This window comes from Pseudomonas ficuserectae (assembly GCF_024584585.1).
Classification (GTDB): Bacteria; Pseudomonadota; Gammaproteobacteria; order Pseudomonadales; family Pseudomonadaceae; genus Aquipseudomonas; species Aquipseudomonas amygdali.
In genome coordinates this window covers 1,868,379-1,884,402 of sequence record NZ_CP085684.1, presented here as the reverse complement: position 1 = coordinate 1,884,402, position 16,024 = coordinate 1,868,379, and the positions used below count along the sequence as shown (strand labels likewise).

Sequence of the window (16,024 nt, the reverse complement as noted above, 5' to 3'; positions counted from 1 at the left end):
GGGACCGGCACTTGCCTTCACGCTATAGGCTGTCTTTGCCACTGTTGAAGCTGGCGTAAACACCAACACCTCCCAGCCGACGGCGGTCCCGACTTCTTCACAAGCATTTTTTACGGAGGTGCTTTCAGTGGAGCTGCCTTCTACGCGGCCTTGATATTAAGGCCGCAGCAGGAATAGCAGTCATCTGCCACCCTCGGCACGGATCCGTGAGTGCGGAATTAACGGGATAAGGGTGTTGGCACCAACTGGCATGGATGCCTCTTCGCTGAGCGCACCTTTATTCGCCCAAAATTGCGGCGAGCCATAGCCGACAAAATGATGGGTGTGGCTGAGATCAGATGAATTGAAACAAAATTGTCGAGCGGACGCCTTGGAAAGGCTTTCCAACCGCTTTACAGATCACAGCACCAATCGAGCACAGGACGCTCAAAGCAGCAATCCAGGCATCACAATCTGCAATGCAAAAAAAAATCTGGAAATCCGCATTTTCATGGGCCTTCCAGATTTTCAAAATGGTGGGTCGTGTGGGATTCGAACCTACGACCAATTGGTTAAAAGCCAACTGCTCTACCAACTGAGCTAACGACCCTCTGTTGTGTGGCGCGTATATTACTGATTTTTATCAGTAATTCAACACCTTTTTCAAAAAACTTTAAAAATAACGTGTCGGGTCTGCCATGCCTGCGGCTGTGAAGCCCTCGGCGCGCAGGCGACAGCTGTCGCATTTGCCACAGGCTCGGCCCTGGTCATCCGCCTGATAGCAGGAAACCGTCAGTGAGTAATCGACCCCCAAAGCAGCGCCTGCCTTGACGATGTCCGACTTGCTCAAGTTCTGCAGCGGCGCTCTGATTGTGAACCCCTGCCCTTCCACACCAGCCTTGGTCGCGAGATTGGCCATGCGCTCGAACGACTCGACAAACTCGGGACGGCAGTCGGGATAGCCTGAATAGTCCACGGCATTGACGCCGATGAAGATATCCCGTGCACCCAGCACCTCTGCCCAGCCCAGCGCCAGCGACAGGAACACCGTGTTGCGTGCCGGTACGTAAGTTATCGGAATGCCTTCAGAGGGCGACTCCGGCACGGCGATGGAGCTATCGGTCAATGCCGAGCCGCCAATGCCGTTGAGGTTCAGGCCAATGACCTTGTGCTCGACTGCACCCAGATCGCGGGCAACGCGCGCTGCGGCATCCAGTTCGGCGCGATGACGCTGGCCGTAGTCGAAGCTCATGGTGTAGCAGGCGTAGCCTTCTGCGCGGGCCATGGCGACGACGGTTGCAGAATCCAGCCCACCGGACAGCAGGATCACGGCTCTTTTTTCGGTATTGGTCAATTCACTCATGTCAGCGCCCCGGCTCGTCATCCCAAAGAATTTTATGCAACTGCATCTGCAACCGTACCGGCAGATTGTCGGCAACGATCCAGTCCGCCAGATCACGACCTTTAAGCTCGTGGTGACTGGCAGAGAACAGGACTTCGCCCGCACGGCGTTCAAGACCGTACTGAATCAGCTTGGAGACGGCCCAGTCATAATCTTCGCGCGAGCAAATCACGAATTTTACCTGGTCATTTCTCGTCAGCAGCTCGATGTTCTCGTAACGGTTACGCGAGACTTCCTTTGACCCAGGGGTCTTGAGGTCCACAACGCGACTTACACGAGGATCGACTGCCGAGATATCCAGCGCGCCGCTGGTCTCCAGTGAGACCTCATAGCCAGCATCACAAAGACGCTTGAGCAACGGAATGGCATTGGGCTGAGCGAGCGGCTCACCGCCGGTCACACAGACATAGCGAGGACGATAGGCCGCCACTTGCCCAACGATGTCATCCAGCGTCTGGATGGTCCCACCGCTGAATGCGTAGGCACTGTCGCAATACTGACAGCGCAATGGGCAGCCGGTCAGGCGGACGAATACGGTAGGCAGACCAGCCGTACGGGTTTCACCCTGCAACGAGTGAAAGATTTCGGTGATGCGTAATGTGTCTTGCATATCAGCCACGGGCGTAACAGCTAAACAGGCCGTCCGCCTCCGTCAGGCACTTCAAAGGACCCTGCAATCGCAGAATCCGGAAAAGCGTAGGGTGTACCGGAATTTCGGGTGCGAGATTCTAACGAAAAAAGCCGCGACTAACGCGGCTTTCTTGATCAGCGGGTCAGAACATCAAAGACGCTGAAGATCTCGTTGCGCCAATTGTGCAGCTGAGGTGCCCGGATACTGAGCGACTACTTGCTGCAATATGCCTTTGACCTTATCGGTGTGACCGAGACGACGCTCGACGTCAGCCAGCTTGTATAGCGAGTCAGGCACCTTAGCATGCTTCGGATACTGCTGACTGACCTTGGCGAACGCCTGACCGGCACCCTGAAGGTCACCTTTGGCCAGATTCACTTCACCCAGCCAGTATTGGGCGTTGCCCGCGTACGAGCTGTTCGGGTACTTGCGCAGGAAAGCGGTAAAGGCCTGACTGGCCTTGTCGAAATCCTTTGCCTTGATCAAATCGAAGGCCGCTTCGTAATAAAGCTTTTCCTTCGCCGGGTCAGGAGGCTCGGTGCCTGCTGCCGGTGCCTGCTGAGCCGCTGAGGCCGAAGGCGTCCCACTGGCATCGATAGCGCCACCAGAAGGTTGAGAATTATTGGTAGCCGGAGCGGCTGCGCCACTGGCTATGCGTTGATCGAGTTCCTGATAACGCTCCAGAGCTTCCTGCTTCATGCGCTGGATATCATTCTGCTGCACCTCGACAACACCGCGCAAACGCGCGATTTCGTCCTGCATTTGCTGCAATTGCATGAACAGCTGACCTTGTGCCGAGGCAGGGGCCGTAACCCCTCCCCCGGCATAGGCGCCGGACGTGCCATAACCCGCTGGCGGATAACTGCTACTGCCAGAGCCAGAATTGTTATCGACCACAGGTGCCGCACCCAACGCTGAAAGCGGAAGGGCGAGGGCCAAAACGGTTAGAGCACGTCGGCACGTTCGCATGTCAAATTACTTACGCAGTTCGACGCGACGGTTTTGAGCCCAGGACTGCTCGTCGTTGCCGGTAGCAACTGGACGCTCTTCGCCGTAGGAAACCAGTTCCAGCTGAGCTGGCGAAACACCTTGCAGAACCAGGTAGCGTTGGACGGCTTTCGCACGACGCTCGCCCAGTGCCATGTTGTACTCGCGAGTACCACGTTCGTCGGTGTTGCCTTCCAGAACAACGCGAGCGCCGTTAGCTTTCAGGTCTTTTGCGTGCACGTCCAGGGAGCGCATGGCTTCTGGCTTCAGGTCCGAACTGTCGTATTCGAAGTAGAAGGTAGTGATTGCGCGCAGAGCAGCTTCTTCGCTCAGGGAGCCGTCAACTGCACCAGTGTTGGCGCCGTAACCAGCGTTAGGGTCAACAGCACCGCCTGCACCGGCATTGTCGCCGCCTTTGGAAGAGCAACCTACAGCTACAGCCATGGCCAGAGCCAGCGCAGCAAATTTACCAAACTTCAGCATTTCCATCTTGAAACTCCTAATGAACCCCAGTGTGTTAAGCAAATCGTGTAGCGCCGCGTCAGTTCAGGTAAGGGGACCAGGAAGGTTCTCTGACTTCGCCTTGAGCGGTAGGAAGCGGGAGCCTTACGCGTCCATTAATGGACACGAGCATCAAGACTCCCCGGCCCTGCTGGCGGGTGGCGTAGATTACCATGGTGCCGTTGGGCGCAACAGTAGGCGACTCATCAAGGTTGCTATCTGTGAGAATTTTTACGCTACCGCGGGCCAAATCCTGCACTGCCACCTTGAAATTAGTGAAGCCGTCCTGCCGGTGAATCATTACCAGCGTCTTTTCATCCGCTGACAATTTCGGGTTGGCGTTGTAGTTACCCACGAACGTTACACGTTCGGCACCGCCGCCATTAATGTTTGTCTTGTAGATCTGTGGCTTGCCGCCACGGTCCGACGTGAAGTATAGCGTAGACCCGTCCTTTCCGAAGAAAGGTTCAGTATCAATCGAAGAATCGTTGGTGACGCGGCTCAATTGGCGCGAGGCCAGATTGATTACGTAGATCTCCGGATTACCGTCCTTGGACAGAACGAATGCCAGCTTGCTGCCATCCGGCGACCATGCAGGCGCGCCATTCAGGCCTTCAAAATTGGTGATCTGCTCACGGCGACCGGTATCGATGTGTTGAACGAAAATGCGCGGGCGCTTCTGTTCGAACGATACATAGGCAATACGCTTGCCGTCCGGCGCGAACCGTGGCGACAGGATTGGCTCACGCGATTGCAGCAGGGTTACTGCGCGAGCACCGTCGTAATCCGAACGCTGCAGGGTGTAACGCGTGTTGTTCTCGGAGAAACGTTCGGCCGTCACGTAAAGCATGCGGGTAGAAAACGCACCCTTGATGCCGGTGAGCTTCTCGAACGACTGGTCGGCAATGTAATGCGCCATGTCCCGAAGCTGGTCATTGGTGCCTGACACGTTACCGGTCAAAACCTGCTGCTCGGTGGCTACGTTGAACAGCGCGTACTGGATCTGCAGACGTCCGCCGGCAGGCGTGATGTTGCCAACCATGACGTACTGGGCACCCAGCGCTTTCCAGTCACGGAAAATGACTTCGCTGGCCTGGGTCGGCAAGCTGATCATGTTCTGCTTCGGGATCGGCGCGTAGTAGCCGGAATTGCGCAGATCGTTGCTGACGATTTCCGCCATGTCTTCCGGCAGTACGTTACCGCCCTGCCATCCGAATGGCACAACAGCAATCGGTGCTGCACGGTCACTGCCGCTGGTGACCAGAATGTTCTTTTCTTCTGCCGACACCATTGCGGATGCGAAACAGAGAACGACCAGCAGTCCTCGAAAAAGGTTGATCACAAGGCTAGATCTCCAGGTGTGAATGTCATCTTGAATGAACGATAGGGAGCGAAGTCAGCCGGCTTCAGACCCTGCATTTCTGTCAAACGTCCAATGTTCTTCACCGCAGCAACCGCAGAGCTGTCGAACGGCCCGTCACCACTGGACTTGGCAATCGATACTGAAGCAATCGTACCGTCCGGCAACATGCCGATCTGCAACGTTACCGACATGTTGTTACGTGCCGATGGTGGACGACTCCAGCCTTCGGAAGCCCTGACACGAATCAGGTCATCGAAACTGCCAGCCGTTTCATCGCCCCGCTCGTCAGCCAAAGCCTGTTGCCGTTCCGGTTTATCGGACAGCAAATCGGCCAGTGCCTGCGCCTTCTTGTCTTCAGCGGATTTGCGAGCTGCTTCCTGCGCCTTCTTGGCGGAATCTGCAGCAGCTTTTTTCTTCGCGTCCTCGGCAGCCTTTTTCTTGGCGTCTTCTGCGGCCTTTTTCTTGGCCTCATCAGCAGCCTGTTTCTTGGCTTCCTCGGCAGCAGCTTTCTTGGCGTCTTCTTCGGCTTTTTTCTTCGCCTCTTCTTCGGCCTTTTTCTTGGCTATATCAGCCTGCTGCTTCTCTTCAAGCTTTTTGGCGTCGGCAACCTTCTTGGCTTCATCGGCTTTCTTGGCATCGTCAGCCTTTTTGGCCTCCTCTGCTTTCTGTTCGGCCTTTTTGGCTTCGTCGGCAGCTTTCTGCTCTTCGGCTTTTTGAGCAGCCTCTTCTTTCTTTTGTTCCGCAGCTTTTACAGCTTCCTGTTTGAGCTGCTCGATCTTTTTCTGCTCCAGCTGTTCGACTTCAGTTTGTCGCGCAGCGGTTTTCTTCGCCTCACCGGCAATCTTCTGGTTGGTCTGGGTAGTGGCCTGGCTCTTGGACTTGAGCTGATAGAGCGTTGCCTGAACGATAGGCTTGGCTTCGGGCAAATCCGGAGTCATGGCAAAGCTGACGAACAGCATGCCAAAGATCAGAATATGCAATGCCACGGCCCAGACACTGGGCCAGAAGTAGCTTTCCGAGGCGGACGGCTCTCGAATCGGCTGCATCAGGGTGCCTCGGTAATCAAGCCAACATTCCCGACCCCAGCCTTCTGCAGCCCGCCCATCGTGCCCATGACCGAGCCGTAATCGACGGTCTTGTCACCACGAATGAAAACCTGCGTCTGCTTGCCTGCGTCACGACCGGCAGCGACGATCTTGGTCACTGCGGCAGTCAGTTGCGGCAGGGTCATTGCCTTGTCCATCTGTTTGTCGGTATCGACTTCGCTGCCAAGGTTCCAGTAATAGGTCTTGTCAGCCTTGATCGAAATGGTCAGGACCTGATTGTTGTTGTCTTGCGGCAAAGCCTCGCTGGAGACCTTGGGCAAGTCGACTTTCACGCCCTGGTTGATCATGGGAGCCGTCACCATGAAAATCACGAGCAACACCAGCATCACGTCGATGTAGGGCACTACGTTCATTTCGGCGACCGGCTTGCGTTTTCTGCGACGATCTCGAGCGATTAAAGCCATGGGGAATTACCTGCTCACTCTTCGCTGGTGTGCACTTTACGGTGCAGGATGGCCTGGAACTCGTCAGCGAACGTGTAGTAACGGCTGATCAAGGTCTCACTGCGCGCGGCGAAACGGTTATAGGCAATAACGGCCGGAATGGCTGCAAACAGGCCGATGGCCGTTGCAATCAGTGCTTCGGCAATGCCCGGTGCCACGGTCGCCAGCGTTGCCTGCTGCGCCGTCGCCAGACCACGGAAGGAGTTCATGATCCCCCAGACAGTACCGAACAGACCGACATAAGGGCTGGTAGAACCCACGGTCGCCAGATATGGCAGACCCGCTTCGAGTTTCTCTTCCTCGCGGGAGATGGCAACACGCATAGCGCGCGCCACACCTTCCATGACCGCATCAGGATCGACGCCGGACTGCTGACGCAGGCGCGAGAACTCCTTGAAACCGGCACGGAAGATCTGCTCGACGCCCGAGTCCGGATCGGGATTGCTGCCCGCCTGACGGTACAGTTTGGACAGATCGATACCCGACCAGAAACGCTCTTCAAAGCTGTCCAGTGCACGTCGGCCTGCGCGCAGCATGTTGCTGCGCTGAAAAATCACGATCCACGAAGTGACCGAAGCAGCTACCAGAATCAGCATTACCGACTGAACAACAATGCTGGCATTGCTGACCAAACTCCACATGGAGGAATGGTCGACGACGTTAGCTTCCACGCTTTATCTCCTGCTCTGAATGTATGCCCGCGCCGCCCTGGTCGGCAAAGGCCGCTCGCAGAGCTTCGGGAATGGCCCGGGGTTTAAAACTATCGGCGCGTACACACGCCACCAGGAACTGCCCTTCACAGAGCAGCGTTGCATCCGACGCCCGCCTGATCTGCTGTTTAAAGCGCAGGCTGACGCGATTCAATTCGGTTACTTCCGCACTGACGAGCAACTCGTCATCCAGCCGCGCCGGCTTGTGATAACGAGCCTCACTGGAGTGCACGACAAATAAAAGGTTTTCCTGCGCCAGTTCGGATTGGACAAAGCCCAATTCCCGTAGCCGCTCGGTACGAGCCCGCTCCATGAATTTCAGATAATTGACGTAGTAGACGATGCCGCCGGCATCGGTGTCCTCGTAATAAACGCGACAGCGATGTGCGAACGACTGAACCCCGTTTTGCGCGCACATACTCTAGAGCTTACTCCTCAGGTTGCCAATCGGGTCAGGCAACTGTTTTTCAACCTTTTGCCACTTAGTTACAGGTATCGGCGGCAGGACTGGCAATGTGACCACGCCGACCGCAAATAAATTGCAAAGCATTGCTATAAATCCGCCGGATCATCGACCACATCGTCCGCCACCGGCATCTCCCCCATCCTGGAGGGAATATTCAGCCCGAAATGCAGGTACGCATGACGGGTGACCACACGTCCACGCGGCGTGCGCATGATATAGCCTTGCTGGATCAAATAGGGCTCGAGCACGTCCTCAATTGTGTGACGCTCCTCGCTGATGGCCGCCGCCAGGCTGTCGACACCGACAGGCCCGCCATCGAACTTCTCGATCATGGTCAGCAGCAGACGCCGGTCCTGATGATCGAAGCCATGCTCGTCGACGTCCAGCAGGTTCAGGGCCTTGTCGGCGGTCTGCCGGGTGATCTGCCCATTGCCGCGCACCTCGGCGAAATCCCGTACCCGACGCAACAAACGGTTGGCGATCCGGGGCGTACCACGGGCGCGCCTGGCGATCTCGAAAGCGCCTTGCGGCTCGATGACCAGTCCCAGAATGCCCGCCGAGCGAGACACGATCGTCGACAGGTCGGCAATATTATAAAACTCGAGCCGCTGAACGATCCCGAAACGATCGCGTAATGGATTGGTCAGCATGCCCGCTCGGGTAGTCGCACCGACCAGCGTGAACGGTGGCAGATCAAGTTTGATAGAACGTGCGGCGGGGCCTTCACCGATCATTATGTCGAGCTGGAAGTCTTCCATTGCCGGATACAGCACTTCTTCGACAATCGGCGACAAACGATGGATCTCATCAATAAACAACACATCGTTGGGCTCAAGGTTGGTCAGAATTGCGGCCAGATCACCAGGCCGCTCGAGCACCGGCCCTGAAGTACTCTTGATCGACACACCCATTTCCTGGGCGATGATATTGGCCAGCGTGGTCTTGCCCAGACCGGGCGGCCCAAAGATCAACGTGTGATCCAGCGCCTCATTGCGGCCACGTGCAGCCTGGATGAAAAGCTCCATCTGCTCGCGTACGGTCGGCTGACCGATGTAGTCCGCGAGGCTCAGTGGCCGAATCGCACGGTCCATCTGCTCATCACGATCACGGCCGCCAGCGGCGGTTATCAGACGGTCGGCGTCTATCACTTAACCCATCCCCTTCAACGCACGGCGAATCAGATCCGCACTGCTCAAATCTTTTTCCTTGATGGCGGAGACAGCCTTGCTCGCCTCCTGCGGTTTGTAACCCAGTGAAATCAGCGCGCTGACTGCATCGGATTCGGCCGATGCCACAGGCTCGGCCTGATTCGGACCATTGGAAACCAGCGTAAAGGTGCCTGGCAAGGATTCCCAGGCCTTGAACCGATCCTTGAGCTCGACCAGCAGACGCTCGGCGGTTTTCTTGCCTACACCGGGAATACGAGTCAGCGCCGATGTGTCCTGCGCCTGAACGCAACGCACCAGCTCATCAACTTCCAGGCCGGACATCAACGCCAGCGCCAGCTTGGGGCCGACCCCGTTCAGTCGGATCAATTCACGAAACAGCTCGCGCTCGCGTTTTTCATAGAAGCCATACAGCAGATGCGCGTCCTCGCGGACCACCAGATGGGTGTGCAATGTCACTGTCTCGCCGACATGCGGCAGCCGATACAGCGTCGTCATCGGCACTTCCAGCTCATAGCCGACACCATTGACATCCAACACCAGATGCGGAGGCTGTTTTTCGGCGAGAGAGCCGCGTAAACGTCCAATCACGTTTCAGATCCTTTCGTGTTGCCTGTCGCTTGCGCGAAGAAGAAATTGAACACAGTCATCATAAAGACACAGGTGCTCATGATGCAGTCACAGGCGCAAACGGCCGCCGCGACTTCGCGCGGTGCTCAACCCGTGAGGAATCAGGCTGGAGCGCGTGTGCGCATGACACAGCGCGATAGCCAGGGCATCGGACGCGTCAATCTGAGGCTTCTGGGTCAGTTTGAGCAAATGCATGACCATCATCATCACCTGCTCTTTATTGGCACCGCCAGTCCCTGCTACTGCCTGCTTGACCTGAGTGGCAGTGTACTCGGCAATTTCCAGCGCCTCCTCGGCACCCGCCACGATGGCCGCGCCCCTGGCCTGCCCCAGCTTCAGGGCTGAATCGGCGTTGCGCGCCATGAAAACCTTTTCGATGCCCATCGTCACCGGCCCGTAGGTCTTTATGACCTCACGCACCCCGCGATAAACGATCTGCAAACGTTCGTGCAATTCACCACTGCCGGTACGAATGCACCCGGAAGCGACGTAGACACAACCGCGCCCGGTGTCACGTACCACGCCATAGCCGGTAATTCGCGAACCGGGGTCGATACCAAGAATAAGAGTCATAACGCCTGCAGCTTGAGAAGGTGACGCAAAACAATAGGTGCAGCATAAAGGCAGAAGCCGGAGGCCGATAGCTGCGTGATGCTCACAGCTTCGCTCCCCCGGCTTCTGACTCGGTGTTACCTGTCGGCGATCAGCCCAGTTGCTCCATCACGTCGTCCGGAATTTCCGCGTTTGAATAGACGTTCTGCACGTCATCCAGGTCTTCAAGCATGTCGATCAGCTTGAGGACCTTCTCGGCGGCCTCCAGATCAAGCACTGCACTGGTTGTCGGCAACATGACGATTTCTGCGTCGTAAGCCTTGAAACCTGCGGCCTCAAGAGCGTTACGCACGGCATAGAACCCGGAGAACGACGTAAACACATCGATCGAGCCATCGTCGTTGGTCACGACATCATCGGCGTCAGCTTCCATGGCAGCCTCGATCAGGGAATCCTCATCGACGCCGGCAGCAAAGGAAATCTGACCCTTGCGATCGAACAGGTAAGCCACAGAGCCATCAGTACCGAGGTTGCCGCCACACTTGGTGAACGCATGGCGAACGGCAGCGGCGGTACGATTACGGTTGTCAGTCATGGTTTCGACCATGATTGCCACACCGCCCGGGCCGTAGCCCTCGTAACCCAGCTCCTCGACATCATCACCGTCGGACGCGCCCACGCCTCGCGCGACCGCACGATCAATGGTGTCACGGGTCATGTTTGCACCAAGCGCCTTGTCCAGTGCCAAACGCAGACGCGGGTTGGAACTAGGATCGCCGCCGCCCTGACGCGCAGCAACGGTCAGCTCACGAATCCACTTGGTGAAAATCTTGCCTTTCTTGGCATCCTGACGCTCTTTGCGGTGCTTGATGTTCGCCCACTTAGAATGACCTGCCATTTTTCGCTCCAGATTCTTTTTGAAACACCTTCACCTTTCGCCCTGAACAACCGGGCAAAAAGCTTCACTCAATAAGGGCAGATACAGGGCGTATCGACGATACGCCCTGCCCGGCATCACTCAGCCTTCGGCTGCTCGCGCAGACGGATATGCAGCTCACGCAACGCTTTGGCATCGACAACGCCAGGCGCCTGGGTCATGACGTCGGCGGCGCTCTGGGTTTTCGGGAACGCAATCACTTCACGAATCGATTGCGCGCCGGTCATCAGCATCACCAGACGGTCCAGACCAAACGCCAGACCACCGTGCGGCGGTGCGCCGTATTTCAAGGCATCGAGCAGGAAGCCGAACTTCTCCTGCTGCTCGTCTTCGGCGATACCCAGCAGACGGAAGACCGCCTGTTGCATTTCCTTGCGGTGGATACGAATCGAACCGCCGCCCAGCTCGGTACCGTTGAGCACCATGTCGTAGGCACGCGACAGCGCCGTCGCCGGGTTGGCTTCCAGCTCTTCAGGCGTGCACTTGGGTGCCGTGAAGGGGTGGTGCAACGCGGTGAAGCTGCCGTCGTCGTTTTCTTCGAACATCGGGAAGTCGACGACCCACATCGGTGCCCACTCGCACGTATGCAGCTTGAGGTCGTTACCGATCTTGATGCGCAGCGCACCAAGGGCTTCGCTGACGATCTTGAACTTGTCCGCACCGAAGAAGACGATGTCGCCATCGACCGCACCCACGCGATCAAGGATGACGTTCAGGTTGTCTTCCGGGATGAACTTGACGATCGGCGACTGCAAGCCTTCCGGCCCCTTCGCGCGTTCGTTGACCTTGATGTAGGCCAGGCCTTTGGCACCATAGATGCTGACGAATTTGGTGTAGTCGTCGATCTGGCTGCGCGCCATGCTGGCAGCGCCCGGCACACGCAGTGCGGCAACACGCCCTTTGGGGTCGTTGGCCGGACCGCTGAACACCTTGAACTCGACACCGGTGAGCTGATCGGCAACATCCACCAGTTCCAGCGGGTTACGCAGGTCCGGCTTGTCGGAGCCGTAGCGGCGCATGGCCTCTTCGAAGGTCATGTGCGGGAAATCACCGAACTCCAGGTCCAGAACTTCCTTGAACAGCTGACGAACCATCTTCTCGGTCAGACCGATAATGTCCTCTTCATTGAGGAAACTGGTCTCGATGTCGATCTGGGTGAATTCCGGCTGACGGTCGGCACGCAGGTCTTCGTCGCGGAAGCACTTGGCGATCTGATAGTAGCGGTCAAAGCCAGCCACCATCAGCAATTGCTTGAACAACTGAGGCGATTGCGGCAGGGCGAAAAAGCTGCCCGGGTGTGTGCGACTTGGAACCAGATAGTCGCGAGCACCTTCCGGCGTGGCGCGGGTCAGGATCGGCGTCTCGACGTCGAGAAAGCCGTTGTCATCCAGATAGCGGCGGATGCTGGTGGTGATGCGCGAACGCAGACGCAGCTTCTCGGCCATTTCCGGACGGCGCAGGTCGATAAAGCGATAACGCAGGCGTGTTTCCTCGCCGACGTCGGAATATTCATTCAGTGGGAATGGCGGAGTCTCGGACTCGTTCAGCACTTCGAGTTCGTAACCCAGAACCTCGATGGCACCCGACGCCATATTCGCGTTCACGGCACCTGCCGGACGAGCACGAACCTTGCCCACGACCTTGACCACGTACTCGCTGCGCACGCGGTCAGCGGCGGCGAAGCTGTCGGCACGATCAGGGTCGAACACGACTTGAGCCATGCCTTCACGGTCGCGGATATCGAGGAAGATAACGCCTCCGTGGTCACGACGACGGTGGACCCATCCGCAAAGGGTAATTTCCTGGCCTTCCAGACTCTCGTTCAGTTGGCCGCAATAATGGCTGCGCATCATGATGGTGTTTTCACTTCTCGTAATTCGAATTCGGTGGCGCTTTCGCTCCTGGCTTGCGCTCAGTGGTACACGGCACCGGCACAAGACTAAAGCCAGCCCTGGCCCACGCAGAGTCACGCCCGCTAGCAAGACGGAGGATTATATAGAGTTAATTGGCACCGTGCAGCCGAACGAACCTATCACGGCCGGATAAGTTCGTGACCGCCCCCGGCTCGGTCGCGCTAAGAGGGAAACGCAGGCACGCTGAAGCGGGCCTGCAGGAATGAGGGTGAAGACCACTCTAAACGTGGGTATTTTCCACGTGAGCATCCTTCAACAGATGCGCAACACAGACAACGCGAATCAGACCGCTGAAGTTTTTTACACCTCCATGACGTAAGTGAACCTCTCGATCAATGTAGGACAATACCGCATTAACAGAACACTCATTGGAACTTGCAATGCCTGACAGAATGTTCCAATACACGTTCTCCAGGCGCAGGCAGGTGGCCAGACCATTTAGCCGAACGGATTTGGAATGAGGCTGCGCCAGGGTCATGTTGAAATCTTCGACAAAGGGGTCATGGCGTATTTCCACCTCCCGATGTAAAAACTTAAGCTCTCGCTCAGCACTTCGTAACATCATAACGATCACCTTCGAATCATAAACTTTAAACATTAAAAGAAATATTCAAAAACAAATAAATACCCTGATGTATAAAACATGATTCGAGATTTTATATCCAGCCGCTCTGATACTTTATCACTGTAGGAGATGGCTACAGGAATCAGCGGAATATCGTTTAACCCTGAAGGCATAATGAAGAGGAGCAAGGAATACGGCTGGATGATATGCGTGACAACGAGCGACGACCAGGCCTTCATGTGCCTGAGCGCTCAAGCAGCGGAGGCCAAAAAGGCGAGGATCAGGCGCTGCCTGCAAGGCAACACATGAAGAACAGGCGAGTGGCGCTTGGCGTCACTCGCCCCGGTCGTTATTTCGACTCAAGCATCGAGCGCAACATCCAGGCAGTTTTCTCATGAACCTGCATACGCTGCGTCAACAGATCAGCCGTCGGCTCGTCGCTGACCTTGTCGAGAAGAGGAAAGATACTACGCGCAGTACGGACAACAGCCTCTTGACCCTGAACCAGACTTTTGATCATATCTTCGGCACTTGGCACGCCCTCTTCTTCCTTGATGGAAGACAGGCGAGCATACGTCGAATAAGTGCCAGGAGCAGGGAAGCCCAACGCACGAATACGCTCAGCGATAGAGTCAACCGCCAGTGCCAGTTCGTTATACTGTTCTTCAAACATTAAATGCAGCGTGCGAAACATCGGCCCGCTGACATTCCAGTGAAAGTTGTGAGTCTTGAGATAAAGCACATAAGTATCCGACAGCAGATGCGACAGACCGTCCACGATCGACTTGCGATCCTCTTCACTGATACCAATATCGATTGCCATGTTTCATGCCCTTTTAGTGAGGATTGAAAAGCAGTAAAGACCACTACTCTATCAAGAGAACCCGAATGGCGCAGCTTTCCGTTGGGTCGATGCCACAAGCCGGCAACGATTCATGGACATACCTGGGTGCTTTGTGACGCATCACGACAGGCGCCACGGACAGAAAATCCCTGCGCACCCTCAATGCTCATTAGCAAAACCAGCCTGAACGCTCTGCTTCAACCCCTGTAGCGGCACAGGCTATCCAGGCAGGGCAAGCAGGAGAGCCGTCATTGATTGCTGATTTGAGTAGCATCAGGCTTTGCTGTTAAATACACGTCGTGTCGCCAACGAGTTGCCATTCAGCGTTGGCGCATAGGCTGGCCCTGCGCCCGTGCATCACGCCTCATCTTGTTCAGAAGCGTACCGGGCGTTACCAGCTATTTCTTGTAATCCTTCTTGCATGTGAGCTTTTTAAAATGTTGAAAATCGTCCATCTGGTAACGGGAGCAGCAGCCCTGTTGCTCTCTTTCATACCTAGCCTGCGTAGTGAAGCGGTCTCTCTCTACCTGCAAAACCCTGACGCCATCTGCCTGGCATTCCTCGGGCTGCTTAACCTGATACTCGCTCCGGTAATCCCTTACTGGAATCGAGGCCCACGTCATAATCTGCAAAATCTGGTCAGTGCCCTGCTTGTCATTGCAGTAATCGTACAAACGCTGACCTTGCTTGTTCCTCTGCCCGGCATCGCAGGTCAACCGGCAATTCTGGTTAGCTTGAGTATTGCCATCGTGGCCGTCGCCTTGCACCTGGGCGTCAGCTTTTACAGGTCTTACACTCCATCCTCCGCACCTCAAAACCACGACATGGGAAATCGTGATACTGGCACCGTAAAGTGGTTCAACACCTCCAAGGGCTTCGGCTTTATCTCCCGGGATTCCGGCGACGATATTTTTGTGCATTTTCGTGCCATTCGCGGTGAAGGCCATCGCGTACTGGTCGAAGGCCAACGCGTCGAGTTTTCCGTGATGAACCGTGACAAAGGCCTGCAGGCAGAAGACGTTATTGCAGCCCTGCCCCGCCGCTGACTTTTTTCGGGCAATAAAAAACCGCGACCTCCAACGGAAGTCGCGGTTTTTTTATGGCAACAGATCAATAGTGAGGTGGCGGCGCTTCTTCCTCGAAGGTATCGAACTGACTGCCCATCTCCTCCTGACGCTTGATCATTGCAGCCATCTGCTGCTGTAGATGATCAAACTCGCGCCGCTGCTTTAGCAGCACATCATTGAGTGCCTGAATCGTATCGTCCTGAAAGGCCATGCGGCTTTCCAGCTCCATGACTCGCTCTTCAAGGCTCATGACTGCTCCTCCTCAAATCGAAAATCATTCGTCAATACCGGCCTGAGCTGCCGGCAGATTGTCGAGAACTGCTCGTCGGTGTAAGCAACTGCAGCATGCTTGCCCCACACGGGCGCAGGCCAGGCCGCATCGTCACGATTGCGCACAATTACGTGCATGTGCAACTGACTGACCACATTGCCCAAGGCAGCAATGTTGATTTTATCCGCATCGAACAGCTCTTTCAGCACCTTGGCCAGAACACTGGTTTCCTGCCATAGCTGCAACTGATCTGCAGCGCTCAACTGAAACACCTCAGTGATATCAGCCCGACGCGGGACCAGAATGAACCACGGGTAATGACTGTCATTGGAGAGCAGCAACCGGCACAGCGGAAAGTCGCCAATGGGCAAGGTGTCTTGTTGAAGACGAGAATCCAGAACGAACACGATAAAAAGCTCCTGACTGCCAGGTGAATGTACCTGCCCTGTCGGTAACAGGGTGCTGCGAGGTCCGCAGGATACTAGGGTTCG

At 56.1% G+C, this 16,024-nt stretch carries 19 protein-coding genes and 1 tRNA gene; 1 reads left to right on the top strand and 19 read right to left on the bottom strand.

Going from position 1 to position 16,024, the window contains the following annotated elements; translation table 11 throughout:
- Positions 1-513 precede the first annotated feature (513 nt).
- The 17 genes from LJU29_RS08360 to LJU29_RS08280 all read right to left on the bottom strand — a co-directional run bounded on the left by LJU29_RS08360 (position 514) and on the right by LJU29_RS08280 (position 14,174).
- Positions 514-589: transfer RNA gene (locus LJU29_RS08360), tRNA-Lys, on the bottom strand.
- A gap of 63 nt (positions 590-652) precedes the next feature.
- Positions 653-1,342 (bottom strand): 7-cyano-7-deazaguanine synthase QueC, encoded by a 690-nt coding sequence (gene queC, locus LJU29_RS08355; RefSeq protein WP_002554648.1) that lies wholly within the window; start codon positions 1,340-1,342, stop codon positions 653-655.
- 1 nt (position 1,343) lies between these two features.
- On the bottom strand, positions 1,344-1,991 hold the full coding sequence (queE, locus tag LJU29_RS08350; protein WP_002554649.1) for a 7-carboxy-7-deazaguanine synthase QueE: 648 nt from the start codon (positions 1,989-1,991) through the stop codon (positions 1,344-1,346).
- 171 nt (positions 1,992-2,162) lie between these two features.
- The gene (gene ybgF / locus LJU29_RS08345) at positions 2,163-2,981 is read right to left on the bottom strand and encodes a tol-pal system protein YbgF (protein ID WP_054991767.1); all 819 of its coding nucleotides are present in this window, start codon (positions 2,979-2,981) and stop codon (positions 2,163-2,165) included.
- Positions 2,982-2,987: 6 nt separating this feature from the next.
- Positions 2,988-3,488, bottom strand: coding sequence for a peptidoglycan-associated lipoprotein Pal (gene pal, locus LJU29_RS08340; RefSeq protein ID WP_002554651.1), 501 nt, complete (start codon positions 3,486-3,488; stop codon positions 2,988-2,990).
- Between the two features lie 52 nt (positions 3,489-3,540).
- On the bottom strand, positions 3,541-4,791 hold the full coding sequence (gene tolB, locus LJU29_RS08335) for a Tol-Pal system beta propeller repeat protein TolB (protein ID WP_216597196.1): 1,251 nt from the start codon (positions 4,789-4,791) through the stop codon (positions 3,541-3,543).
- 47 nt (positions 4,792-4,838) lie between these two features.
- Complete coding sequence (tolA, locus tag LJU29_RS08330; RefSeq protein ID WP_005759624.1) at positions 4,839-5,909, bottom strand: cell envelope integrity protein TolA; 1,071 nt, start codon at positions 5,907-5,909, stop codon at positions 4,839-4,841.
- Positions 5,909-6,373 carry a protein TolR gene (gene tolR, locus LJU29_RS08325; protein WP_002554654.1) on the bottom strand — a complete coding sequence of 155 codons (465 nt, stop codon included), beginning with the start codon at positions 6,371-6,373 and terminating at the stop codon, positions 5,909-5,911. Before tolR ends, tolA begins: the two co-directional genes overlap by 1 nt.
- Before the next feature lie 14 nt (positions 6,374-6,387).
- Entirely contained in the window at positions 6,388-7,083 is a 696-nt protein-coding gene (gene tolQ, locus LJU29_RS08320; protein ID WP_257112043.1) for a protein TolQ, read from the bottom strand.
- The gene (gene ybgC / locus LJU29_RS08315; RefSeq protein ID WP_257112041.1) at positions 7,073-7,540 is read right to left on the bottom strand and encodes a tol-pal system-associated acyl-CoA thioesterase; all 468 of its coding nucleotides are present in this window, start codon (positions 7,538-7,540) and stop codon (positions 7,073-7,075) included. The genes tolQ and ybgC overlap by 11 nt, the downstream gene beginning before the upstream one ends.
- 134 nt (positions 7,541-7,674) lie before the next feature.
- A complete protein-coding gene (gene ruvB / locus LJU29_RS08310) occupies positions 7,675-8,736 on the bottom strand; it encodes a Holliday junction branch migration DNA helicase RuvB (protein WP_002554657.1) in 1,062 nt (353 codons plus the stop codon).
- Positions 8,737-9,345 (bottom strand): Holliday junction branch migration protein RuvA, encoded by a 609-nt coding sequence (gene ruvA / locus LJU29_RS08305; protein WP_004657901.1) that lies wholly within the window; start codon positions 9,343-9,345, stop codon positions 8,737-8,739.
- Positions 9,346-9,432: 87 nt separating this feature from the next.
- A complete protein-coding gene (gene ruvC, locus LJU29_RS08300; protein WP_004657902.1) occupies positions 9,433-9,957 on the bottom strand; it encodes a crossover junction endodeoxyribonuclease RuvC in 525 nt (174 codons plus the stop codon).
- Positions 9,958-10,087: 130 nt separating this feature from the next.
- Positions 10,088-10,834: a YebC/PmpR family DNA-binding transcriptional regulator gene (locus LJU29_RS08295; protein WP_257112039.1), complete on the bottom strand. Its 747-nt coding sequence runs from the start codon at positions 10,832-10,834 to the stop codon at positions 10,088-10,090.
- 116 nt (positions 10,835-10,950) lie between these two features.
- On the bottom strand, positions 10,951-12,726 hold the full coding sequence (gene aspS / locus LJU29_RS08290) for an aspartate--tRNA ligase (protein WP_002554661.1): 1,776 nt from the start codon (positions 12,724-12,726) through the stop codon (positions 10,951-10,953).
- A gap of 280 nt (positions 12,727-13,006) precedes the next feature.
- The gene (locus LJU29_RS08285; protein ID WP_005746541.1) at positions 13,007-13,351 is read right to left on the bottom strand and encodes a ribbon-helix-helix domain-containing protein; all 345 of its coding nucleotides are present in this window, start codon (positions 13,349-13,351) and stop codon (positions 13,007-13,009) included.
- Between the two features lie 349 nt (positions 13,352-13,700).
- Positions 13,701-14,174, bottom strand: a complete 474-nt coding sequence (locus LJU29_RS08280; protein WP_003314356.1) for a Dps family protein — start codon at positions 14,172-14,174, stop codon at positions 13,701-13,703.
- 458 nt (positions 14,175-14,632) lie between these two features.
- Between LJU29_RS08280 and LJU29_RS29305 the strand changes: the two genes are divergently transcribed.
- On the top strand, positions 14,633-15,241 hold the full coding sequence (locus LJU29_RS29305) for a cold-shock protein (RefSeq protein ID WP_002554664.1): 609 nt from the start codon (positions 14,633-14,635) through the stop codon (positions 15,239-15,241).
- A 64-nt stretch (positions 15,242-15,305) separates the two neighbouring features.
- Here the strand turns inward: LJU29_RS29305 and LJU29_RS08270 are convergent, their stop codons facing one another.
- Both LJU29_RS08270 and LJU29_RS08265 read right to left on the bottom strand, forming a co-directional pair.
- A complete protein-coding gene (locus LJU29_RS08270; RefSeq protein WP_257112034.1) occupies positions 15,306-15,512 on the bottom strand; it encodes a SlyX family protein in 207 nt (68 codons plus the stop codon).
- Positions 15,509-15,940, bottom strand: a complete 432-nt coding sequence (locus tag LJU29_RS08265; RefSeq protein WP_257112033.1) for an HIT family protein — start codon at positions 15,938-15,940, stop codon at positions 15,509-15,511. The genes LJU29_RS08270 and LJU29_RS08265 overlap by 4 nt, the downstream gene beginning before the upstream one ends.
- Positions 15,941-16,024 lie beyond the last annotated feature (84 nt).